Origin of the sequence: Anoxynatronum buryatiense (assembly GCF_900182905.1) — a bacterium.
GTDB lineage: Bacteria > Bacillota > Clostridia > Peptostreptococcales > Tindalliaceae > Anoxynatronum > Anoxynatronum buryatiense.
Genome location: NZ_FXUF01000004.1, coordinates 272,299 through 295,793 on the forward strand (window position 1 = coordinate 272,299; position 23,495 = coordinate 295,793).

The 23,495-nt window shown below is 39.4% G+C and carries 22 protein-coding genes; all 22 read left to right on the forward strand.

The genetic code is table 11. The annotated features are described in order from the left end of the window. The first annotated feature begins 8 nt into the window (after window positions 1-8). Window positions 9-635 (forward strand): DUF8042 domain-containing protein, encoded by a 627-nt coding sequence (locus QOL74_RS07880; RefSeq protein ID WP_283408911.1) that lies wholly within the window; start codon window positions 9-11, stop codon window positions 633-635. Further along, window positions 622-2,517, forward strand: coding sequence for a motility associated factor glycosyltransferase family protein (locus QOL74_RS07885; RefSeq protein ID WP_283408912.1), 1,896 nt, complete (start codon window positions 622-624; stop codon window positions 2,515-2,517). The genes QOL74_RS07880 and QOL74_RS07885 overlap by 14 nt, the downstream gene beginning before the upstream one ends. Before the next feature lie 12 nt (window positions 2,518-2,529). Beyond that, complete coding sequence (locus QOL74_RS07890) at window positions 2,530-3,534, forward strand: UDP-N-acetylglucosamine 4,6-dehydratase family protein (RefSeq protein WP_283408913.1); 1,005 nt, start codon at window positions 2,530-2,532, stop codon at window positions 3,532-3,534. 63 nt (window positions 3,535-3,597) lie between these two features. Then, window positions 3,598-5,505 carry a hypothetical protein gene (locus tag QOL74_RS07895; RefSeq protein ID WP_283408914.1) on the forward strand — a complete coding sequence of 636 codons (1,908 nt, stop codon included), beginning with the start codon at window positions 3,598-3,600 and terminating at the stop codon, window positions 5,503-5,505. A gap of 344 nt (window positions 5,506-5,849) precedes the next feature. After that, complete coding sequence (locus QOL74_RS07900) at window positions 5,850-6,938, forward strand: DegT/DnrJ/EryC1/StrS family aminotransferase (RefSeq protein ID WP_283408915.1); 1,089 nt, start codon at window positions 5,850-5,852, stop codon at window positions 6,936-6,938. Window positions 6,939-7,069: 131 nt separating this feature from the next. Continuing rightward, on the forward strand, window positions 7,070-7,570 hold the full coding sequence (locus tag QOL74_RS07905; protein WP_283408916.1) for a hypothetical protein: 501 nt from the start codon (window positions 7,070-7,072) through the stop codon (window positions 7,568-7,570). Window positions 7,571-7,891: 321 nt separating this feature from the next. After that, window positions 7,892-8,977: a TDP-N-acetylfucosamine:lipid II N-acetylfucosaminyltransferase family protein gene (locus QOL74_RS07910; RefSeq protein WP_283408917.1), complete on the forward strand. Its 1,086-nt coding sequence runs from the start codon at window positions 7,892-7,894 to the stop codon at window positions 8,975-8,977. A gap of 54 nt (window positions 8,978-9,031) precedes the next feature. Then, window positions 9,032-10,030: a class I SAM-dependent methyltransferase gene (locus tag QOL74_RS07915; RefSeq protein WP_283408918.1), complete on the forward strand. Its 999-nt coding sequence runs from the start codon at window positions 9,032-9,034 to the stop codon at window positions 10,028-10,030. Between the two features lie 184 nt (window positions 10,031-10,214). Beyond that, the gene (rfbA, locus tag QOL74_RS07920) at window positions 10,215-11,084 is read left to right on the forward strand and encodes a glucose-1-phosphate thymidylyltransferase RfbA (RefSeq protein WP_283408919.1); all 870 of its coding nucleotides are present in this window, start codon (window positions 10,215-10,217) and stop codon (window positions 11,082-11,084) included. A 21-nt stretch (window positions 11,085-11,105) separates the two neighbouring features. Further along, window positions 11,106-12,158, forward strand: a complete 1,053-nt coding sequence (rfbB, locus tag QOL74_RS07925) for a dTDP-glucose 4,6-dehydratase (RefSeq protein ID WP_283408936.1) — start codon at window positions 11,106-11,108, stop codon at window positions 12,156-12,158. Between the two features lie 29 nt (window positions 12,159-12,187). Beyond that, window positions 12,188-12,886 (forward strand): WbqC family protein, encoded by a 699-nt coding sequence (locus QOL74_RS07930; RefSeq protein ID WP_283408920.1) that lies wholly within the window; start codon window positions 12,188-12,190, stop codon window positions 12,884-12,886. Continuing rightward, on the forward strand, window positions 12,883-13,908 hold the full coding sequence (locus QOL74_RS07935) for a hypothetical protein (RefSeq protein WP_283408921.1): 1,026 nt from the start codon (window positions 12,883-12,885) through the stop codon (window positions 13,906-13,908). The genes QOL74_RS07930 and QOL74_RS07935 overlap by 4 nt, the downstream gene beginning before the upstream one ends. Window positions 13,909-14,035: 127 nt before the next feature. Then, window positions 14,036-14,494, forward strand: a complete 459-nt coding sequence (locus QOL74_RS07940) for a MaoC family dehydratase (protein WP_283408922.1) — start codon at window positions 14,036-14,038, stop codon at window positions 14,492-14,494. Window positions 14,495-14,496: 2 nt separating this feature from the next. Further along, on the forward strand, window positions 14,497-15,381 hold the full coding sequence (locus QOL74_RS07945; protein ID WP_283408923.1) for an HpcH/HpaI aldolase/citrate lyase family protein: 885 nt from the start codon (window positions 14,497-14,499) through the stop codon (window positions 15,379-15,381). 12 nt (window positions 15,382-15,393) lie between these two features. Continuing rightward, a complete protein-coding gene (locus tag QOL74_RS07950) occupies window positions 15,394-16,062 on the forward strand; it encodes an LbetaH domain-containing protein (protein WP_283408924.1) in 669 nt (222 codons plus the stop codon). Window positions 16,063-16,157: 95 nt separating this feature from the next. Next, window positions 16,158-17,165: a Gfo/Idh/MocA family protein gene (locus tag QOL74_RS07955; RefSeq protein WP_283408937.1), complete on the forward strand. Its 1,008-nt coding sequence runs from the start codon at window positions 16,158-16,160 to the stop codon at window positions 17,163-17,165. Window positions 17,166-17,196: 31 nt separating this feature from the next. After that, entirely contained in the window at window positions 17,197-17,766 is a 570-nt protein-coding gene (locus tag QOL74_RS07960) for an acyltransferase (protein WP_283408925.1), read from the forward strand. Window positions 17,767-17,862: 96 nt separating this feature from the next. Beyond that, window positions 17,863-19,008, forward strand: a complete 1,146-nt coding sequence (locus tag QOL74_RS07965; RefSeq protein WP_283408926.1) for a DegT/DnrJ/EryC1/StrS family aminotransferase — start codon at window positions 17,863-17,865, stop codon at window positions 19,006-19,008. Next, entirely contained in the window at window positions 19,001-20,311 is a 1,311-nt protein-coding gene (locus tag QOL74_RS07970) for a nucleotide sugar dehydrogenase (protein WP_283408927.1), read from the forward strand. Before QOL74_RS07965 ends, QOL74_RS07970 begins: the two co-directional genes overlap by 8 nt. Window positions 20,312-20,437: 126 nt before the next feature. Continuing rightward, window positions 20,438-21,697, forward strand: coding sequence for a 50S ribosomal protein L11 methyltransferase (locus QOL74_RS07975; protein ID WP_283408928.1), 1,260 nt, complete (start codon window positions 20,438-20,440; stop codon window positions 21,695-21,697). 69 nt (window positions 21,698-21,766) lie between these two features. After that, on the forward strand, window positions 21,767-22,210 hold the full coding sequence (locus QOL74_RS07980) for a hypothetical protein (protein WP_283408929.1): 444 nt from the start codon (window positions 21,767-21,769) through the stop codon (window positions 22,208-22,210). 29 nt (window positions 22,211-22,239) lie between these two features. Beyond that, window positions 22,240-23,346: a glycosyltransferase family 4 protein gene (locus QOL74_RS07985; RefSeq protein ID WP_283408930.1), complete on the forward strand. Its 1,107-nt coding sequence runs from the start codon at window positions 22,240-22,242 to the stop codon at window positions 23,344-23,346. Window positions 23,347-23,495 lie beyond the last annotated feature (149 nt).

The window sequence follows — 23,495 nt, forward strand, 5'->3', positions numbered from 1 at the left end:
GGGAAAACATGCTGATTTGCTTCGGACATACCAAAAAAGAAATTGAGAGAATCGAACATCCGGATCTATTGATCAGGGAAATAAACGATTTCATCAACCAACAACCGGATTTATTCAGAAGAGTGGAGATTGATGGTCATGAAGCCGTAGAATGGGAGCGGGAAATCAGGGAGAAACATGCGTCCATCTCATCCATTGAGGTGGTACTGGTGCTTCCCGAAACCATGATGTACGACGTGCTGGTTTCAACAGCAGAATATCTTGATGGCGCGATTCCGTTGTTGGAGCCATTGGCCAATGATTTTTACAAAGAGCCGGATTCAGAAGCCTGGACAAAGCTGTCCCAGCTCTTTGAAAGTGTTCAGTGGATCATTCACTCCATTCAAACCATGGACCATATGAATACACAAAAACCAATTATTTCTGACCAAACATGGCAACCTTACCTGGCGGAAGCTTATCGAATCCGAGAAATTCTGGATGACTTTTCAGGGGCCATGGAAGTGCAGGATGCGGTACTGATCGGGGACTTGCTGTCTTATGAAATCAAGCCTATTTTTGAAACCATGAGTCAGTCAATTCCTGCCATATTGCCAGAAATTCCAAACGAGGTGCGACGGGATGAAACCCATTAGTTTGTGGCAGCACATCCAGGCAAACTATCCTGAGTTAATGGGACTGATGAAGCAACATCTTCGTTCACAGAATGCTTCAGACATTGTTGTTGAAGACGCCCGTAGCGGAGGCAAGACCTGCTATGTGCTTCTGGAAGGGCGCAAACGATACCTGCATAGTAAATATGATCCAGAGCGGGAGGCGCTGACCCTTCTGGAAAAAGAGCAGGCGGCCATAGAGGCGCAGGATGACCTCGTTCTTTTTGGGTTAGGTATGGGACACCTGGCAAAGGTCATTTTGAAACACTATCCCCACAAGCAACTACTTATTTTGGAACCCTCACCGGTGTTGCTGGCCAAGTCGGCAGAACATCTTCAGCTGGAATCAATCCATTTCAATCAGATCAAGCTGATTCATGCGGGAAATGATATGCAGCACATTGCCTCCTTTGCAGCGCAGGTGCTGCAAAAAACCCACGGACATTTTTCACTGGTGGTGCTGCCAGGTGCCCAGCAGGTGTATCCAGAAGTCTACCAGCAATTTAAGGAAGCTCTTAAAAAAGCCGTTCAGTCAAAGCGTGTGGATGTCAGGGTGATTAATACCTATAAAGACAGGTGGGCCATTAACAGCATTCGAAACCTGCCCCACCTGTTGAATACACCCAATGTTTTGGAACATCAGGGCAAATTCAGTCATAAGCCAGCCATCATCGTGGCAGCAGGCCCTTCTTTGATGGATGAAATTGAAAATCTGCGTAGTATCAAAAAAAACGAAACTGCCTATCTTTTTTCGGCAGGTTCAGCCATCAAAACGCTTTTGATGCAGGGAATTGAACCGGATGCAGTGGTCAGCTATGATCCCCAGAGCACCAATTACAATGTCTTTAATCTTATTCGTCAAATGAATCTTAATCACATTCCCCTTCTTTTTGGCAGCTGTGTGGGACACGAAACTGTCGATCTTTTTCCGGGACCAGCAGCGCATTTTCTGGTGAATCAGGATAAAACCAGCCCCTGGTTTTTGAGTCCTAAACAGCGGGAATTAGGCAATGCTCCCCTTATTCTTGACTCTGCCACGGTGGTGGGTGTGATGTTGCAACTCCTCAATTACCTTGGTTTTTCGCCGATAATATTAGTGGGGCAAAATCTGGCCTTTCGCGATCAAAAGGCTTATGCAGATGGAGCGGTGGGGGAAGCTCGAGAGAAAGAGCTCATTAAAGAGGGTAAAATGACGACGCTTAGTGTTGACGGTCACCACATCGAAACCAACGAAGGTTTTCTGTATATGAAGGAAAATATCGAAATCCTCATCAATCGTTTTCAGAGTATGCAGGTGATCAATACCACCCGGCAGGGAGCTCACATTGAAGGGGCAGCGTTCATCCAGCTGCGAGATTTGATGGAAAAAGAACTAAGTGCTCCCATCACGAAAAGAAGCCTCTTACCCAATCAAAGTAGCTCCTACGACCATGACAGATTTGAGGAACAACTCATCAAGATTCAAAAGGAAAGGAAACGGCTGATCACACTTTTGGATGAGATGACTCATATGCTTGAGACAATGAGCGTGCTGGCCGAAGAAACGGAATCGGATGACAGTCGAAAAGCCATCTTTAACCGAATTGACCGGTGGCTGGTCAGTGTTGACAAGAATCCATATGCCACTTATTGTCTCCTGCCCATCATTCGCACCCATCACGAAGAATTTGCACGGCAGTTAAAACGCATTAGTCGTGAAGAAGAGTTAATTGTAAAAGTGAAAACGACCCACGATGTCTTTGGTCACTACATAACAGCCTTGAGGAAGGCAGAAAGCAGTCTGGGATCTCACCTTGAGATTGCACAGGAAGATTTGAAGCAAGAGACACTGCAAGTGCTTTCTTTTTCAGTATCATTCAATTAAGGACGTGAAGCAATGTTTAGAGATAAAAACATTCTCATCATCGGCGGTACCGGCACTGTGGGGCAAGCGCTCCTCCGCAGTATTCTCAAAGATTCCCCACGAGTAGTGCGTATTTACAGTCGCGATGAATTCAAACAGTTTCTTCTCCAGGAAGAACTGACACATCATATGAAAACGCATAATAATCTGCGGTTTCTGTTGGGGGATGTGCGGGATGAAGCCCGTCTAGACCGGGCCATGAATGGCATTGACATCGTCTTTGACCTGGCCGCTCTCAAGCATGTGCCCGCCTGTGAATACAACCCTTTTGAAGCAGTCAAAACCAATGTGATGGGCACCCAAAACGTCATTGAGTGTGCCCTGAAAAACAAAGTGAAACGGGTGATCTACACCAGCAGCGATAAAGCTGTCGCCCCCACCAATACCATGGGGGCCACCAAGCTGTTGGCAGAGCGACTCATTTCTTCCGCAGACTATTCCAAAGGTCAGGATCAGACCATTTTTGCCGCCGTTCGCTTTGGTAATGTCCTTGACTCCCGGGGGTCTGTGTTGCCCCTCTGGAAAGATCAAATTCAAAGAGAGCGAATCATTACTGTCACTGAGCCTGAAATGACCCGGTTCTTCATGCACCTGCAAGAAGCAGTCACCCTCATCCGAAAAGCCTGTGAAATAGCCAGGGGTGGGGAAATTTTTGTGCTAAAAATGCCCTCTGTCAAACTGGGAGATCTGGCAAAAGCAGCCATTCATCACTATTGCCAGGAACTGAATCTTGACCCGCAAACCATTACGATTAAAACCACCGGCCTTCGTCCTGGTGAAAAAATGTACGAAGAACTGATGACGGAAGATGAAGCCATGTATGCTGTGGAACATGAAGATATGTTCTGTATTCGACCCAGAACCAAGCAAATTTCTCAGGAAAACGGCATTCGAACTTGTCCCTATTCCTCTAAACTGGAAGAAAATCTATCGATTGATCAAATCTCACGATTGCTGTTGCAATCAAGGTTGTTTTGAACTTTGCTGAAGTAAAGGGAAACAATGCTATTCAACCTGCAAAGAAGGCAAAGAGGTGCTGTCATGAAAAATAAGAAACTTCAGGAACAATTAGACAAGTACTATGAAGATATAAAAGAAAACTATTATTTGCTGAATATTGTTGATTTTCATCAAGATATAGATATTGATAAAAGCGAAGGTTGCAAATATCACGTGAATGATGAGGGGCATCTTCAGTTTTTTTATCAAAAAACCTCGGGTTACAGGCTGGAGGATTGCCGTCTTATTGCAGAAAACCTCACAGAAGAGCAGTTGAAAGAGTGGATTCCACAGAAGTACTCAGCCAAGCGTCCCAACTGGAAGCCTTCAAAAATACTGTATGATGAAACATACAATATTTACTGTATAGAGCGCGATGAAGTTAACGAGCGGTTGAAAGATGTTGAAGTTTTTGGAATCGAAGCACCGGAGTACTTTACAGACCACCAATGGCTGTTGTGCGAGATTTGTGACTCTGACGAATCAACACACAATAACACAGTTAGTGAAAACCTTAATATAAAATACCTGATAGAGCCTAAAGACAACTGTACAAGTATCTTTCGTGTAACTAACGGTATGGTGAATATTGACGATGAAATATCCTCTATAAGTAATGATCAGAGAACAATGACACTGTACGATTTTGAAATAAACAAACTTTTTCAATGGAGCTACGAACAGGAACAAACAACTGTCCTATTGGAAGATGATTTTCAGCACTTTTTAAAGAAGCATAACCTTGTATGGTTATTGGTGATGCCGAACAAACAATCAGAATTTCTTCAAAATGGATTGGATGAAATAATTGAAACCATTGGGTATGGTCACAAACAGGGAGAAATTTTCCTTTATCCTATTGAATCAGACATTAAGACCTTTGACGTTAAAATAGCTTCTGCAAGTGAAGTCGCTTTAGAATATTCATCAAATGGGGAAGCAGATTGGAAACCTGTAGATTTAACCAGTCCAGTTCAAATAAAACAGGTACTTCATATTAAACTAGGCATAAATTCTATTAGCACCTTGTTTGACTGCTCAATGATTAAAAGAAAACATTCTATGAATGATGAGTTCTGTGGAAATATTAAGAGGCTTAACTTCGAAGAAGTTATCGATCATCAAAACTCAGATGTTTACCTGATCGATAAGAAAAGAGCGTATCTGGAGTTTCTTTATCATGAAGTGGGAGAACTGAAAGAGGAAGATGCGTATTTGCTATTAGGAGAAGAGCAAATGAGTGACAATGGAAGAATCGAGTACGTTCCTAGTTTCCAGAAAAGAGATGACGGTATATATCGCTTTGGCAAGGTGTGGAAGATAGAAGATCCGATGATATCCTTCGACGGAATAAAAATAGCAATTAAAGAAAGCTTTAATTCTAATGTTTTATTAAGGGTTTACAATAACTTAGATGTTGAAAAAGATTATTGGGAGTCAGTCAAAAATAATATACCTTTTTCAAATAGCACAAATGGAAGTGTATTTGAAAGACTGAAAACCATACTACACGTAAGAAATGATAACAATGAATATGATCAATATATCAATAGCAAAGGTATAAAGAGTAGGAAACGCAAAAGTGGTTTTATAAAAAATAACATTTGTTTCGATATTAATAGATGCAGTCCCAGAATCAAGTTGAATACAGAAACTTACTTTGAAATACACGCATATACCTACTCAAATCATGCAGGTAATAAGAAAAGCAAATTCGCTTTATTGGGAAATCCAGCTAAAGTTTTAAAGCAAGGACAAATTGTGTTATCGCAGAAAAAAGATAATGGCAAAAAAGAAGAGGTTTATACCATCGCAAGCAATTTGAAAGATGCTGAAAATGGGTTAAATCAATCCAAAGTTAAGTCAATTTGTCTATTCAAAGGCGAAGAACAAATTTTTAAAATGAAAGAACATGAAAGGCTTCTCTGTGTTTTTATGGGTCTTCAATAGAACGGATCGGATGATAAATAAAATGCTGCATTGACTACCTGCACATCTTATCGTCATGAAATGCCTGAATAAAGAGTTTTAACATGTGCGTTATCGATTTAATGCACATAACCATTTAAAGACGATGTTAGGGGAAAATGTTTATAGTACTGCAGGATAATCATTTTGGTTTGATTAGAGGGGGAGATAAAGTTGGATAGGATGGAAATCTTAGTTCAGAATTAAAAGGATACTGAAATGAGTGTTATGCTGACGGTTTCTGTTTGCTGAAACATATATGATAAGCGAAAAACATCAAAATGGATAGAAGCGAAAATATCACACCCATACAGAGGAAGGTGAAAATGATAATTCAGTCAACCAAACCTTCAATGCCAAATATTGAAGAATATGTTGAGGAAATAAAGGATTTATGGCAAAGCAAGTGGCTTACTAATATGGGTTCAAAACATAAAGCGTTAGAATCTAAATTAATAGACTTTCTTCAAGTTCAAAATATAACCCTATTTGTCAATGGACACCTAGCACTTGAATGCATAATTGCTGCATTAGAACTAAAGGGTGAGGTGATCACCACCCCTTTTACATTTGCATCAACAACTCACGCGATTGTACGAAGCGGAATGAAACCGGTTTTTTGCGATATTAATCCGAACGATTACACAATTAACGTGGAAATGATTGAAAGCCTTATTTCTGAAAAAACCTCTGCAATTCTTCCTGTCCACGTATATGGGAATGTGTGTGATGTGAAAAAGATTGAAGAAATCGCCAAGAAGCACAATCTTAAAGTAATCTATGATGCGGCCCATGCATTCGGTGTTGAGATATATGGAAAAGGAATAGGATCTTTTGGAGACGCATCGATGTTTAGTTTCCACGCTACAAAGGTTTTCAATACTATTGAAGGAGGGGCAATTACATATAATGACTCTTCGATAGCGGCGGCGCTGAGTGGCTTGAAGAACTTTGGTATTCGGAACTCTGAATCTGTCGAGTATGTAGGTGGTAATGCTAAGATGAATGAATTCCAAGCAGCGATGGGGATATGCAATCTTAGACACATAGATAGTGAAAGAGAAAAGAGAAAAGCGGTGGTTGATAGATATCTTGCCAATCTAGAAAATGTTGATGGCATTAGACTCTCCAATGAACAAGATGGAGTGAGAAAGAATTACGCCTATTTTCCAGTGGTTTTTAGCGAGTTCAAAATGACGCGAGATGAAGTATTTGAAAAGCTGAATGAGAACAATATTCGTGCTCGAAAATATTTCTACCCACCTACAAATAGCCTCGAATGCTACAAAGGTTTATTTACTGTTGAAACGACACCGGTAGCTAACTATATTGCTAAACGCGTGTTAACATTGCCATTGTACGCAGACTTAAGTTTGAAACAAGTAGACAGAATTTGCGATTTTATAAAATGCTAAGATAGAGAGTTTATCTATTGCCATCTGATTGGATATTAATCGAAAAATCCTCGTACAGATTCACTTTGGATTGATAAGTCTTTAATATTTTCTTAAAAATGGAAACCACTAAGTTTAGAAAGGGTTCTAAAATGAAATATTTTATTGGCGTTGTTATAGTTTTTATTATTATTTCTATGTTATATACTAAGATGTACATGAAGCGATATTTCAAAGTATTAGAAGAAAGAAACGTTTACAAATCTTACTACCACTTGTTGTTGAATTGGCAAGCAATTCAGGCTGAGGGGCGAAGTGTGGGCGAATTTTTATTGAAAAATGGAATGTCAAACATTGCAATTTACGGTGCGGGAATGATTGGTGGTCTATTAGAAAAAGAACTAAACAATTGTGAGGTTAATATCAAGGTGTACATTGATCAAAAGTGCAAGTTAGTTGATTCAGGAACGGAAGTTATTGATTTAGCTAGCGTTGCCAATAAAATAGACAATGGCCAAATTTCGGATGTTGATGCAATAATTATTACACCAGTTTATCATTTCAGAAGAATTAAACAGGAATTACTATTAAGTGGGATAAGTCAGCCGATTGTAGCTTTAGACTATTTAATTTGGCAGATAAAGAATAGCTAATAATAGAGTGTGTTGCATAGTTCGCTTTCTTGACGAAAAAACGCGAATGCCAACCAGATCCGTCATTATTGGTGATTACAAGAACAAATTTCATCAAGCGGATTAGATTTAGCGAAATACCCCCTTACCAATAGCACCTTGAAGCAGACAATCCATTCTAAGCCGCTTTGTTGACAACAAAAATCTGATTCGCAGCAATGGTCTCTTGCAATTCTGATGATTTTGCCCTTGTAAAATTAGGGATTTTTGCTTTGAAACTTAGGTATTTCCATTATGCAACATACAAGTTAACTGTAGATACGAATTTGAGGGTGTGTGTAAATGAAGATTATCCATCTTTTCACTGCGAGTTCAGGTTTCTTTACAGCAAGGATGTACATTCCATTCATAAAGAAACACTTTTGCAATCAAGAGCATCACTTTGCAACAATTGGTACAGAGTTCGAATCCACCGTAAGTAGCATGCAATACAACCATCCGGATATTATTTCAGCTTTAGATTTCGAAAATTACTGTGTGGATAGCCTGAGGTTTTTAAATCAATATGACAGAATTGTTTTGCATAGCTTACAGCTTCCTTTAAAGGCCCGATTGCTTATGTGTACTAGCAAAATAATAATGGATAAAATGATTTGGGTTGCTTGGGGATACGACTTATATCAGTGGAAAAAAGAAGGTAGCAGTATTAAAGAGCATGCTGACAATTATATAGGAGACGCTTTTCGAAAGAGGATCAAATACTTTGTTGGCATCATACCGATAGACATTGAATACTTTAACAAACACTACACTGCAAGCACTTATCATGCACCCTATGTAGGTTCAATAGAAAATCCACTCTATAAGAAGGATTACAGTAGTTTAATTAAAGAAATCAACAAAAAAAATGAATACACTTCAATTATGGTAGGCCATTCCAGCACAAGAATTTTAAAACACATAGATACACTTAATCAATTAAAAAAATTCAAGAGCCAAAACATCAAAATAATTCTTCCGCTAACATATGGCGATAGTGAGTATGGAGCTCATGTAGAAAGAGTTGCAAACCGTTTGTTTCCAGGTAAAGTACAGTGTATAAAAAAGCACATGAATCGTGAAGACCATACGGCTTTATTACAAACCATAGATGTGGCGATTTTTAACACAGAAAGGCAAATTGGACTTGGGAATATATATCAACTATTGTACATGAATAAAAAAGTGATTTTACCCAAAACCTCTGCAATGTTTAACTATTTCAAATCACTTCAGCAAAATGTTGTGGCATGGGAAGAAATTATCACTATGGATTTTGAAGATTTTAATGGAAAACCAGAAATAAAAACGAATGGTGAGGGAATAAAATATCTAATTGCGGATGAAACAAGTCTGGTTAAAATGTGGAGAAGTGTGTTTGAAAGTTAAATGATACCCCACATAGCATATAGAATTAGGCAAGATGACGAGGGAGGAGTACTGATGAGAAAAGCAATACTGTTTGGAGCTTCAAAACAAGGCGAACATGCATATGATAGATTAAAGAGTTGCTACAAAATAATTGCTTTTTGCGATAGTGACAAAACAAAATGGGGAAAGAAATTTTGTGGAGTACAAGTTATTTCACCAAAAGAATTGATTCGCTACAATGAGGCAGATATTATCATCACATCATCATATTATCGAGAAATTCAGAGCTTGTTGGATTTAATGGGATTTGATTACTCGGTGTTTAATTACAACTATGATTTAGTGCCTTCGAGTAAAAAATTAACTGACAAAATGAAGATTGTAGATTTCGGAAAATATCTATCCAATAGCGCAAAATCAAAAATAGAAGGTTTGTCTTTCTTAACAGGGGGATCAAGTTTGTTGGACTACATATGCATTTTCAAGATGCTGGAACTAACCGAAGCAAAAACATATCTTGAAATTGGAACATGGACAGGTGAAAGTCTCGCGATAGCATCGGAATATTGCGAGAAATGTTATAGTATATCACTACCGGACGATGATGAAAGCATAGTTCGACATTTTGACGAGATTAATAACAAAGATAATTTCAGCCGGTTTTTCACTCGAAATAAAAGTAATATTGAACATTATTGTTCCGATTCCCGCATATTCGATTTTGCTGTAATAAACGATAGCATAGATGTTGTGTTTATAGACGGTGACCATTCGTTTGAAGGAGTTAAAACTGATACTGCAAATATTTTAAAAGTAATTGACTTCAACAGATCAATTATAATATGGCATGATTTTACTGTTGGAGCAAGAAAGCATTATCGGCATGATACTATTAGAGCTGTTTATGACTCAATGCCAGACGAGTACCATGAAAATATTTTTTATATCGATATGACAATGTGTGGAGCGTACATCCCTTCAAAATATCTTTCGAGTTTACCGACTGCTCCAAAGAGGAATGAAATAACCAGTTTTACATTTGAGTATGATTGTAAAATACTAAAAAAATAGTTGGAAGGTATTCCCTCACCAGTAGTTATCATGTTTAGCATAGACAAAACACCTGTTGCAGAACGTATCGCAAGAAGCATTTTAACATTGCCATGGTACCCAGATTTAGCAATAGAAGATGTTGATCGAATCTGCCAGATCATTATCGACAATATAAAATAATGGCGGGGAAGGGAAAATCTAAATGAAAGGTATCATTCTGGCTGGAGGCAAAGGAACAAGGCTCTATCCCATGACACAAGCTGTATCAAAACAACTGTTACCTATCTATGACAAACCGATGGTTTATTATCCGCTTTCGATACTTCTGCTCGCTGGAATCAGAGAAATTCTAATTATTTCAACTTCCGAGGATGCACCATTGTATAGAAAATTGCTGGGTGATGGTTCAACGATAGGCGTTGATATTCAGTACGTAATCCAGGAAAAACCAAGGGGTTTGGCAGAAGCCTTTATTTTGGGAGAAACGTTTATTGGAAATGAAAATGTGTGTCTGATTTTAGGAGACAATATATTTTACGGACAAGACTTTGTGGGGAAACTGCAGCTGGCCACTAGAATAGATCGGGGTGCCATCATCTTCGGCTACCCGGTAAGAGATGCCAGAGCATTTGGGGTAGTGGAGTTTGATGAAAACAGAAAAGCGATTTCCGTCGAGGAAAAGCCACTACACCCGAAGTCCAACTATGCAGTTCCGGGTTTGTATTTTTATGATAATAGCGTCATTGAAATTGCTAAAAGCATTACACCATCAATTCGTGGAGAGTTAGAAATCACGTCGGTCAATAATGTTTATCTTGAGAAGAATGAACTTAATGTCGTGCTTCTTGGTCGGGGAATGGCATGGCTGGATACAGGTACGCCAGCGGGAATGCTCAAGGCGGCAGAATATGTTGAAGCAGTTCAGACGCGCCAAGGGTTTTACATTTCCTGCCTTGAAGAAATTGCCTGGAGAAGAGGTTTTATCGACGATAATCAGCTCAGAGCCATAGGTGAAGACCTGAAGGTGACAGATTATGGTCAGTATATTTTATCTTTGTTGGAGGAACTATAGGAGAGACGCGAGATGACTGATATGAAAACAATTCTGGTAACAGGCGGTGCGGGTTTTATTGGCAGTAATTTCGTGAGAATGATGGTGAAGAAGTACCCGAAATACACCATCATTAACATAGATGCGCTGACATATGCAGGAAATATAGAGAACCTCTCAGGGGTGGATGCATCGACCAACTATCTTTTCGTAAAAGCCGATATAAGAGACCGTAACGTGGTGGAGCAGCTTTTCAAGACCAAGAACATAGATATGGTTGTAAATTTTGCAGCGGAATCTCATGTAGATCGAAGCATCGAAGAGCCAGAAGTGTTTTTAAACACCAACATCATTGGCGCGCAAGTATTGTTGGACGTTGCCAAGAAGTATTGGAAGATAAACTTGGCGGATAAATACTGCAAAGCATACAGACCAGGGGTAAAATTCCTACAGGTGTCTACGGATGAGGTTTATGGTGCGTTGGGTACAACCGGCAAATTTGTGGAAACTATGCCCCTCTTACCGAACAGCCCTTACTCTGCGTCCAAGGCAAGCGCAGATCTTATTGTGAGGGCCTATCACGAGACCTATGGCCTACCGGTCAACGTTACCCGGTGCAGTAACAACTATGGTCCTTACCAGTTTCCTGAGAAGTTGATACCTCTAATGATCAACAACTGCTTGAGGGGTAAAGACTTGCCAGTTTATGGGGATGGGTTACAGATAAGGGATTGGCTGCATGTTTCGGACCATTGTCAGGCTATTGATATAGTGCTTCACAATGGAAAAAAAGGCGAGGTTTATAATATAGGTGGCAACAATGAGAAATCCAATATTGAGATTGTGAAGCTGATCATCAAAACTCTTAGAAAGTCAGAAGACTTGATCAGGCATGTCAAGGATCGTCCAGGTCATGACAGAAGGTATGCAATTGACAACTCCAAGATCACCACGGAACTTGGGTGGGAACCAGCCTATACCTTCGAGCAGGGGATGGAAGAGGTCATTCAGTGGTATATGGATAACCATCAGTGGTTTGAAAATGTCATTTCTGGTGACTATATAAAATATTACAGCAAAATGTATACAAAATGAAAAAGAATCTGACTGAAAGGGGAGGTAGTGTGAAAGTAGCCATTATGCAACCTTACTTCTTTCCGTACATAGGTTATTGGCAATTGATAAATGCGGTGGATGTGTTTGTCATTTATGATGACGTGCAATTTATCAAAGGAGGGTGGATCAATAGGAACTACATTCTACTGAATGGAACAAAGACAAGAATCAATCTACCACTCATTAAAGCGAGTTCAAATAAAAATATCAGTGAAATTGAGATATCAAATGAAAGGATAAGGTATAAAAAACTACTTAAAACAATTGAGCAAGCATATAGCAAAACTCCCTACTTTAGAGCTGTATACCCATTACTGGAACAAGTTATTTTGTATGATGAAAAGAACTTAGCAAAATATTTGCGATTTTTATTAGAAGTAATATCTAAATTTTTAGATATGGAAACAAACTTTATCTACTCTTCAGATATTGCACAAGAACAGGAATTAAAAGGACAAGAAAGGGTTTTGAATATTTGTAACACCCTCAACGCTTCAATGTATATAAACGCTATAGGAGGTAAAGATCTTTACTCGGCCAAATTTTTTAATGACTACAACATTAAGCTGAACTTTCTGAAGAGTGAAGAAATCCCATATAATCAAATGAGCAATAGCTTTGTGCCATGGCTTTCAATCATTGATGTATTGATGAACAATTCTATTTATGAAGTTAAGAAGCAAATTATGAGATGCTTATTAGTATGAAAATGGAGAGAAAAGCAGCCATGATAAAAGAAATTGGCGGTTACTTTGAGTTGGAATCATTTTCTAAACATGACTTTTACTGTAATTTAATCGCTTTAAACACTGCAAGAAATGCACTTGCTTATGTTATCAAAGCAAAAAAGATAAGCAAAGTCTACATCCCACGATATTTATGCGATTCAGTCAGAACTTTTTTAAGATTAATAAGCGTTGACTACGAGTTATACTCGATAGACAAGAATTTCAGACCGATTCTTAGTACAAGCTTAAACCAACATGAATGTATCTATATAGTCAATTATTACGGTCAACTAAACAATAAAAGTATTGAGGAACTTAAAATAACGCATGGTCGAATCATTCTGGATAATACACATTCATTTTTTCAGGAGCCAATAGAAGGAATAGATACAATATATTCGTGCAGGAAATACTTTGGAGTTCCAGATGGAGCGTATCTATCAACGATAGAAGAAGTGGATGAACAATTAGAGAGGGATGTTTCAAGCAATAGGTTGAATCATCTTATTGGAAGGTTTGAGGGGGGTGCTTATGCTTTTTATGATGAGTTCAGAAAAGTTGAGAGCACTTTAGGTGGTGAGTCGCTTAAGTCCATGTCGCGATTGACTAAGAACATTCTTAGAGGGATAGATTACGATTTTGTGGCTGGTCAAAGGTGTGAAAATTTTAATTACCTTCATGGCAGGCTCGGACAATTAAACGGGTTAATAGAATTGCGACGAGACAAAGGCCCTTTTTCATATCCTTTACTGCTCGAAACTGGCGCTCGAATTAAGAAAAAGTTAATTGACAAAAGAATATACGTTCCCACACTATGGCCAAATGTAACTAGGGAAAACAAGCCCAACACGTTGGAGTACTATTATGCTGCAAATATAATACCACTGCCCTGTGATCAAAGGTATTGCGTTGAAGACATGAAAATAATAGCAGATACTATTTTTAATATACTTGGAGTTGGGGATGATGCTGTTGGAGATGATCAAAAGTTAAGAAAGTAGGGTTTATATTTTTAATCAGATCAGACTGTAAGGAGCAAAATTGAATGGTAGTTAGTTTTAAGCTGTGATTGCAGTGTGTGTAAGTTATGCAGTATAAGTACAGAATTTCAGAAGAGGAGTATTATTAATGGAACATATGCACAGGTATTATGAGAATTTTGTTATCGGAGAAGTTATTGAGCACAAGTCTTCAAAAACGATATTTGAAAGTGATAACAACTTATTTTCATTACTTACTATGAATCATCATCCTGTACACACGAATATTGATTATGCATCTAAACAACAGCATGGAAAAATATTGGTAGTAGGAACACTGGTTTTTAGCTTGGCAGTTGGCATTACTGTGCCTGACATAAGCGAAAAAGCAATAGCGAACCTACTTTATGAAAATGTAATTCACCACGCACCAGTTTTCATTGGTGATACAATTTATGTAAAAACAACGATACTGGATAAAAGAGAATCGGTGAACAAGGAAGATAGAGGCGTAGTATACGTAGAATCAATTGTTTACAATCAGGATGGGAAAGAGGTATTATCCTTCAGAAGAAAGGTCTTAATAAAAAAGAAGGAGGCCGAATAATTATGGAAGTTTGCTTTCCAATGAGGTCGTTACTATTTGTTCCAGGCCATAATCTTAAGCTAATTAATAGTGCTCTAAAAAGTGAAGCAGACGTGTTATTGATAGATCTTGAAGATTCTGTACAACCAAAAAGCAACAAACAAGTTGCCAGAGATAATATTGTTGATTTGATTTCTGAGGGTAAGCTTAAAAGGTATCCTATTTTTCCTCGAGTGAACGACCGTGAGAGTGGTGAACTTCTAAAAGATATAACACAATTAACAATAGGTGGGATTAATGGTTTTTTGTATCCTAAGGCAAAAACTGGAGAAGATATATATTTTTTTGATAAGCTATTAGAAACGATTGAATATGAAAAAGGTTACGAAGTTGGTAGATTTAAAATAATTGCACTCATAGAAACGGCATCAGCAGTTCTGCATGCCGAAGAAATATGCAAGGCATCCAAGAGAGTTATTGCCGTTGCTTTTGGAAATGAAGACTACATAACAGATATACAAGGGATAAATGATGAAACTGCCTCCACGATTTTCACGGCAAGAAGCTTAATCGCAATGGCAGCAAGAAGCCAAGGCGTGATCCCGATTGACACAGTACATATTAAAGTGCATGACTTGGAAGACTTAGAGAACAACCTGAAGACTGCTAAGAAATTAGGTTTTGAAGGGATGCTTGTACTGCACCCAAAGGAGTTGGATTTAGTTCATAAATATTACTCTCCTACAAACGAAGAATTTGAAGCCGCGCAAGAAATGGTAAAGGCATTTGAGGAATCGGAGAAAAGAGGAGAGGGAGTAGCAATTGTAAACGGCAGGTTTGTTGGTCCACCCCTTGTGAAAAATGCATTTCATATATTGCGCAAGCATCAACGAATAGTGGACAAGTAGAGGGGGAGTGGAGTGGATAGAATTGTAATGATTGGAGGAAAAGGCTCTGCAATAGTAGTAGCGGAACAGATATATGATACGCAGATAAAAACTGGAGAAGTTCAGTTTCTGGGGTTTGCTTTTGATGATAAGACCATGGGAGACTCAATAAATGATTTTCCTATACTATGCAAAACTTATGAAGCGTATGAAAAATTCAAACTAGATCCAGAGATTAAGTTCCTTTTCCAATTATATCGTCCTGATCTAATGAGGGAAAGAATTGAATTGCTTGGCCGTCTTGAAATTCCAGATGAACGATTTTGTACATTTATTCATCATAGCGCTACAGTTTCAAGATCTGCAAAAATTGGGAGAGGGACAGCTATAATGGCAAATACAGTCATCAACTCCAACGCTGTAGTTGGCAATCACTGCACAATTCACTCCAATACACTAATAGGACATGATACTAAAATGGGTGACTACAATTTTATTGCAGCACATAATGTTTTAGGGAGCTCATCGGAAATTGGAAATGGTAATTTTTTTGGATTGAACTGTACATTTAACAACTACTTAAAAATAGGAGATTTCAATTTTGCTGGAATGGCATCGAATGTTGTAAAAAACCTTGAATCTTGTCAAAAGGTATATGGAAATCCGGCTAAAGAATTCAGCAAAATGATTAAGCCACTATAGTTGAGCATTTCAGGGGCGTGTAAAACAAACTGTGCTTTCAGATAATCCAACTATAATAACAATAGGAAGGTGATCTCCTGAAAAACATTGCCCTAATAGGCTGTGGTAGAATATCTAAAAATCACATAGAAGCCATTGAAAAGCACCAAAACCGGATACGAATTGTTGCAGTATGTGATATTATCCCTGAACGCGCTAAATTTGCAGCAGAAAGAACTGGTGCCATCCCCTACACAAGCTACGAAGAACTATTAAAGCGAGAAGACTTGGACGCAGTTATTCTCTCCACGCCCAGTGGACTTCATCCCATGCAGGGAATCATGGCGGCTGAAAAAGGATTACATGTGGTGTCGGAAAAACCCATGGCAACCAATCTGAAAATGGCAGATGCCATGATTCATGCCTGTGATCAAAATGGCGTTAAACTTTTTGTGGTGAAACAAAATCGCCTCAATGCAACACTTCAACTGTTGAAAAGAGCAGTGGACAAGGGACGATTTGGGCGAATCTATATGGCCAGTGTCAATGTCTTTTGGACAAGGCCCCAGGAATACTATGATCAGGCCAAATGGCGGGGCACTTGGGAATTTGATGGAGGAGCATTCCTTAACCAGGCAAGCCACTATGTGGATATGATGGAATGGTTGATGGGGCCTGTTGAAAGTGTCATGGCCTATACAGCCACCATGGCCCGTAGAATCGAAACTGAAGATACGGGGGTGGCAGCCCTCCGTTTCCGTAATGGTGCATTGGGCAACATGAACGTGACCATGTTGACTCATCCCAAAAACTATGAAGGGTCCATCACTATTTTGGGGGAAAAAGGCACTGTGAAAATAGGAGGCATAGCAGTTAACAAAATTGAGCATTGGGAGTTTGAAGAGTACGATGACGACGACAAACTCATTCAAACAACAGATTATTTGCCGCCGAATGTGTATGGGTTTGGTCACACGGGCTATTATCAAAACGTGCTGGATGTCCTTGAAAATGGGGAGGAACCCAATACAGACGGAAGAGAAGGAAGAAAATCGCTGGAGATCATCTTGGCCATTTACAAATCAGCCCGTGAAGGAAAGAGCATTCCGCTACCCTTGGATTGAAGGGAAGCATCATGTGTGAGAGGTGAAAGAGATGAACTACTTTGTCCACGAATCCAGTTATGTGGATCAGCCGTGTACCATTGGAGAAGGAACCAAGATATGGCACTTTTGTCATGTGATGGAAAATGCAGTGATTGGCAATCAATGTAACATTGGTCAAAACGTGGTTATTTCACCAGGGGTTAAGCTGGGGAACAATGTCAAAATTCAAAACAACGTCTCTGTGTATACCGGAGTAAAGTGTGAAGATGACGTTTTTTTGGGTCCTTCCATGGTTTTTACCAATGTCATCAATCCTCGAAGTCACATTAACCGTCGGGGAGAGTATCAGAAAACAGTGGTTAAGAAAGGTGCCAGCATAGGAGCTAATGCAACGGTGGTTTGTGGTGTCACCATAGGCAGCTACGCTTTTATTGGTGCTGGGGCAGTGGTCACAAAAGATGTGCCTGATTATGGACTTGTTTATGGCAATCCGGCTAAGCTGATGGGATGGGTTTGTCAGTGTGGAGAGAAGCTGAAGCACACCTGCATTTGTGATGAATGTGGTTCCGAGTACATGATTGAGGACAACCATTGCAAGGAGTTGGGCAGGGATTTATAATATTGGGTTAAAATGCAACCCTTAATACAGGTGGACAACAAGAATGATTGACACTGGTTAGTGGGAAAGACTGATGTAGAAGAAGGGACGGGAAGTATGGAATTTCGCGACTTGAAACAGCAATATACCAAATATCAGCGGGAAATCAATGCCGCAATTCAGAGAGTGCTGGACCGCGGTGTCTTTATTGGCGGGGATGAGGTAGAAGAACTGGAAAAGAACCTGGCTGCTTATGTGGGCGTGAAGCATTGCATCTCCTGTGCCAATGGAACAGAAGCCATGACCTTAGTGCTCATGGCCTGGAACATTGGACCAGGAGATGCTGTTTTTGTGCCGGACTTCACTTTTTTTTCAACAGCAGAAGTAGTCACTTTTCTTGGTGCCACACCCATCTTTGTGGATGTAAAATGGGAAACATTCAACATGGACCCTTACCGACTAAAAGAGGCCATCGAAAAAGTTATTCAAGAAAAAAAACTGACACCCAAAGCAGTGATTCCAGTGGATCTTTTTGGACTGCCTGCAGAACATGAAGCCATTAGAATCATTGCCAAAGAATATGCCCTTAAGGTGTTGGAAGACGGCGCCCAGGGTTTCGGGGGTAGGATTGGAGAGAAAAAAGCCGGAAGCTTCGGTGATGCCGCCACCACCTCTTTTTTTCCGGCAAAGCCCTTGGGTTGCTATGGGGATGGCGGTGCAATTTTTACCAAGGATGACAAGCTGTCACAACAGTTACGCTCTTTAAAGGTTCATGGAAAAGGTGACGATAAATATGATAATGTGAGAATTGGAGTAAACTCAAGGCTGGATACTCTCCAGGCAGCCATTTTACAAGTGAAGTTGAGTGCTTTTGCTGACCATGAACTGGAGGCTGTCAAAAAGGTGGGCGAATGGTATGCAGCATTGCTGAAAGACATGGTTGAGATACCGGTCATTCCTGTAGATTATGGATCCAGTTATGCCCAGTACACCATTAAGTTGAAATCAAGGCAGCAGCGGGATCATTTGCAACAATTTTTGAAAGGAGCAGGTATTCCTGCAATGGTCTACTATCAAAAACCACTTCATCAGCAGACCGCCTTTTCGGTACTGAACGAGGGAGATGGTGGATTTGAAATGAGCAACAAGCTTAGTCAGGTGGTGCTTTCTCTGCCCATACATCCATATTTGCTAAAAACAGAAGTTGAATTCATTGCAGACAAAATCAGCGAATATTTGAAGCAGGAGGCGAAGCATGAATAAAGACTACACAACACGGTTTCAGGAAAAGGACATTAGTGTGGGAATCATCGGCTTGGGTTATGTGGGCCTACCGCTGGCAGTAGCCTTTGCCTCAGTCGAATGTCGTGTCATTGGTCTTGACTGTGACAACGAAAAAGTGACGATGTTGATGGATAAGAGAGAAAGCTATTTGCTGCACATCGCCAATGAAACCATCGAACAGATGGTGATTAATGGCCATTTTCGTGCGACCACGGATTTGTCAGAGGTGAAAGAAGTAGATGTCATCATCCTGTGTCTGCCCACCCCGCTAAATAAATATCATGAACCTGATTTGTCTTATATTACAGATACGTTGCAAGAAATTGCACCTTTTCTCAAAAAAGGTCAGCTTTTAAGCCTTGAGAGTACCACGTATCCCGGCACCACAGAAGAACTGATCCAACCTATTATTGAGGCCAAAGGGTTTCGTGTGGGAGAGGATTTTTTTCTTGTCTATTCTCCAGAAAGAGAGGATCCGGGCAATGAACATTTTACCACTGCTACCATCCCCAAAGTGATTGGAGGCGTGACAACCACCTGTCTTGAAATGGGAAAACGTATCTATGGAAGAATCATTGAGAAATTGGTACCCGTTAGCACGGTAAAGGCAGCAGAACTCACCAAGCTTCTGGAAAACATCTATCGGGCAGTCAATATTGGACTGGTGAATGAGATGAAAATAGTGGCTGATCGAATGGGCATTGATATTTGGGAAGTGATCGAAGCAGCAGCTACAAAACCTTTTGGGTTTAACGCCTTTTATCCTGGACCCGGATGGGGTGGGCACTGCATTCCCATTGATCCTTTCTATTTGACATGGAAGGCGAAGGAGTATGGCGTGAATACTGATTTTATTGAGTTGGCAGGACGGGTGAATACCCAGATGCCGGCGTGGGTAGTGGAAAAGGTGACAGATGCTCTGAACCAGCACCATAAATCTGTCAATGGATCAAAAATATTAATCTTGGGACTGGCGTACAAGAAGAATATCAGTGATACCAGAGAGTCTCCTTCAGTCAAAATTATGGAACTGCTTCGTCAAAAGGGCGCAGAGATTGCTTATTCAGATCCGTATGTGAAGTCTTTTCCGGTGATGCGAGAGCATCAGTTTGATTTAAAATCCATTGAGATGACTCCTGATAGCCTTTCAAAAATGGATTGCGTGGTCCTGTGCACGGATCATGATTACTTTGATTATGAGATGATTGAAAATTACAGTGCGTTAATGGTTGATACGAGAGGTGTTTATAAAAAGTATAAACACCAAATCATCCACGCCTGAAGAACTCAAACAAAACTCTGCCAATTGCTGTGTATTTAACGCAAGTTGTCCGAAAGCAGTACTTGAGGCTACTAAAACATCCAGTAAAATACCTTGAACAGGGGTGCTGATGGGAGGCGTGATGCCGTGAAAAATGATCAAATCATTATATTTGGAGCATCAGAAGCAGGATTGAATTTTTATGACCAGTGGAGTCATCTATATAATATCAAGTGCTTTATGGATAATGATCCAAACAAGTGGGGAAAGAAACTGAATGGTATAGATATAGTAAGTCCAGACGTACTTGAGAGTAGGGACACTGTTTTTGTTGCAAGCATGTATTATGAAGAAATCGAAAAGCAGTTATTGGAAAAAGGGCTGAATAAAATATATGGGTGTCCCATTTTTTACGTATGCGGGAGATCGGATGAGCGATATGATGGAGCTCTTAAAAGGATCAAAAGTAAGTTAGAGAGACTGGAGGTATCTGAACTCTCCATTAGCAATTATTCTAAAAAATATCTTGACTCCATTAAAAAGAATTTGTCACAACAACTTCAAATCTACAAAGAAATCATTCAAGTTGTGTACACTGATACAGATGAAAGCATTGAAAACACAAGTTTTTTAGATTATGGAGGAGGAACGGGTATTTTAGGATGCTTAGCTAAAGAACTGGGCATAAAGAGGGTATATTATAGTGATATATATGATGTGGCAGTTAAGGATGCAAGAACAATAGCAACCGAGTTGGGATATGAGTTGCATGGACACATAACAGGAGACGAAACCACTGTAGCAAAGTACTTTTTAGATGAGGGTATCCAACTTGGTGGCATCGGGAGCTATGATGTGTTGGAACATATTTATGATGTTGAGAGCTTCTTCAACATCATCTTGGAGAGCTTGGAAAAAGGAGCAAGCATTTGTATGGCGACAAGTGCTAATAGTTACAACCCCAAAATTGTTGAAAGACTTATCAAAGTGCATGATGAGTTGGAGTACAGGGACAGAGCTGATTATGAAGGTCATAAGCAAAGAGATGCGCTGGATTCATATTTTAAAATCCGCAAAAAAATTATCAAAAACCTTCTGAATCAAGATGTCGATTTAGAGAATGACGACATAGTGGAGTTACTGGCAAAAAAATCAAGAGGCTTGAATCAGTCGGATATTGAATTAGTTGTAAAAGAGTATATTGAAACTGGAAAGATGAATCGAGATAGAAACAATCGTTTTCCCAGTAATACCTGCGATCCATACACCGGCAACTGGGGAGAGCAATTAATCGACTATGACCTCTTAGTAGACAGCTTGACGGAACAAGGAGTAGATGTACAGTTACTTCCTAAAAAATCGATAGAAAAAAGTGGAGTATTGGCGCTTCTACTAAGAAAAGTGTGAGAAGTATGGCAAGATACTGACCAATTACGAGTGATTTTACGTAGCTCGATTGCTGAAAGGTGATAAGGGATGAAGCAACTTTTACCTAATTTTTTGGAGTATGAACTATATAAAACTGCAGTAGAATACGAAAATGAACAATACGGTCGTGTAAAACAGTATTACTTATTCTTAGTGAAATGGTTAACGCTCATAACCGGAGGAGGAAAGATTGAAGACTGTTTATTGGAAAGAGGATACAACACAATAGCTATATATGGATATGGCGAAATTGGTAAGCTGCTAATAAGAGATTTATCTCAGACAAGTAAAATCAAAATAGACTTTATTGTTGACAATGGTGCAACTCACAATAATGATAATTCGGTGCCCATATATCATGTTGATCAGTTAACGCCAGAACTATCTACTGCGCTCATTATCGTTACGCCAATTTTTGCGTATGATCAAATTGAAAAAGACCTTAATGAAAAAGGCTGTGAGAAGATAATGTGTATCGACGAACTGATTTAGTAGAGAAAGACCTTTATGGGGGTATTAAATTGAAGATTGCAGTTGTTACGTTAGTTGATTTAAGCTTACCAATTCTTAGAGGTGTTAAAAAAAAGATTGAAGGGCAATCGAGAGCACTTGTTGATTTAGGACATGAGGTAGATATCTTTTTTTTTGAAGGCTATCATTATTGCACGAAAGATTTTTTAACAGCATCAGTTAAAAAAATAAGGCCATTGAGCACAAAGTACGCATATCAGTATTTGCTGAGCATGTTAAAAGCAAAAAATTACGATATGATTTATATGAGGTACCCATTCAGTGATCACGCGTTGATAGAGTTTTTATCAAGTGTAAAGAAGAAAAATAATAAAATCAAAATAGTAATGGAATTTCCAACGCTTCCATATGAAGAGGAGCTGCAAAATCGGAAGGCGACATTAATGAAAGATAAATTTTTTCGAGGGTATTTGAAAGATCTGGTGGATACCGCGATTTGCAATAGTTATGCGGAAGATGTTTTTGGTATCAAGTCTCATTTAATTGGAAATGGAATAGATGTACAGGAACTTCCACTGAAACACAAGCGTAATCACATCGATGATGAAATCAACTTGGTAGGAGTCGCAAATTTAAGTTTCTGGCATGGGTATGATAGACTCATTGAAGGGATGCGGCAGTACAAAAGCCGCAAATCAAAAGCAAGTGTGAAGTTTACAATAGTGGGTGAAGGTGAGGAATTGTCAAGATTAAGAAGAAAAGTGAGAGAACGACATCTTGATGACCTGGTTATCTTCACAGGATTTTTAACCGGGGAAGATCTTGATAAAGTATATGAAACTGCGCATATTGGAGTTGGAGTTCTAGGATTTTATCGCAAATCGCTTGATAATGGGAGTCCCTTAAAAGAAAGAGAGTATTGCGCAAGGGGAATTCCATTTGTATATGGTTATGATGATATTGATTTCCCGGCGCATTTTCCGTATGCTCTTCGATTTCCTAATGATGAAACCCCTATTAATGTTGAAAGTATTGTGGAGTTTGCACAGCATGTTCATTCTATTCACAATGTGAATGAAGCAATGCGAAAGTTTGCAGAGGAAAATCTAAGCTGGAAAGTGAAAATGCAAGATATTATCACTACATCTCTACGCTGATATAATGATGGTGCATTTTTTCAAAATAATGAAAATTGGTGCAGTCATTCTGACCCCCCAGTGTTAGGATAGTTGTCAGAGGCCTCCTCCTAAAGTATAGTTGAAGAAACGAAGCCCATGAGGAGGAAAATGATGCCCCGATACAGCCA

Excerpts from the sequence above, each read along its gene's own strand:
- QOL74_RS07880 (WP_283408911.1), top strand. The coding sequence starts at position 9 with ATGCTGATTTGCTTCGGACATACCAAAAAAGAAATTGAGAGAATCGAA.
- QOL74_RS07885 (WP_283408912.1), top strand. The coding sequence starts at position 622 with ATGAAACCCATTAGTTTGTGGCAGCACATCCAGGCAAACTATCCTGAG.
- QOL74_RS07890 (WP_283408913.1), top strand. The coding sequence starts at position 2,530 with ATGTTTAGAGATAAAAACATTCTCATCATCGGCGGTACCGGCACTGTG.
- QOL74_RS07895 (WP_283408914.1), top strand. The coding sequence starts at position 3,598 with ATGAAAAATAAGAAACTTCAGGAACAATTAGACAAGTACTATGAAGAT.
- QOL74_RS07900 (WP_283408915.1), top strand. The coding sequence starts at position 5,850 with ATGATAATTCAGTCAACCAAACCTTCAATGCCAAATATTGAAGAATAT.
- QOL74_RS07905 (WP_283408916.1), top strand. The coding sequence starts at position 7,070 with ATGAAATATTTTATTGGCGTTGTTATAGTTTTTATTATTATTTCTATG.
- QOL74_RS07910 (WP_283408917.1), top strand. The coding sequence starts at position 7,892 with ATGAAGATTATCCATCTTTTCACTGCGAGTTCAGGTTTCTTTACAGCA.
- QOL74_RS07915 (WP_283408918.1), top strand. The coding sequence starts at position 9,032 with ATGAGAAAAGCAATACTGTTTGGAGCTTCAAAACAAGGCGAACATGCA.
- rfbA (WP_283408919.1), top strand. The coding sequence starts at position 10,215 with ATGAAAGGTATCATTCTGGCTGGAGGCAAAGGAACAAGGCTCTATCCC.
- rfbB (WP_283408936.1), top strand. The coding sequence starts at position 11,106 with ATGAAAACAATTCTGGTAACAGGCGGTGCGGGTTTTATTGGCAGTAAT.
- QOL74_RS07935 (WP_283408921.1), top strand. The coding sequence starts at position 12,883 with ATGAAAATGGAGAGAAAAGCAGCCATGATAAAAGAAATTGGCGGTTAC.
- QOL74_RS07940 (WP_283408922.1), top strand. The coding sequence starts at position 14,036 with ATGGAACATATGCACAGGTATTATGAGAATTTTGTTATCGGAGAAGTT.
- QOL74_RS07945 (WP_283408923.1), top strand. The coding sequence starts at position 14,497 with ATGGAAGTTTGCTTTCCAATGAGGTCGTTACTATTTGTTCCAGGCCAT.
- QOL74_RS07960 (WP_283408925.1), top strand. The coding sequence starts at position 17,197 with ATGAACTACTTTGTCCACGAATCCAGTTATGTGGATCAGCCGTGTACC.
- QOL74_RS07965 (WP_283408926.1), top strand. The coding sequence starts at position 17,863 with ATGGAATTTCGCGACTTGAAACAGCAATATACCAAATATCAGCGGGAA.
- QOL74_RS07970 (WP_283408927.1), top strand. The coding sequence starts at position 19,001 with ATGAATAAAGACTACACAACACGGTTTCAGGAAAAGGACATTAGTGTG.
- QOL74_RS07980 (WP_283408929.1), top strand. The coding sequence starts at position 21,767 with ATGAAGCAACTTTTACCTAATTTTTTGGAGTATGAACTATATAAAACT.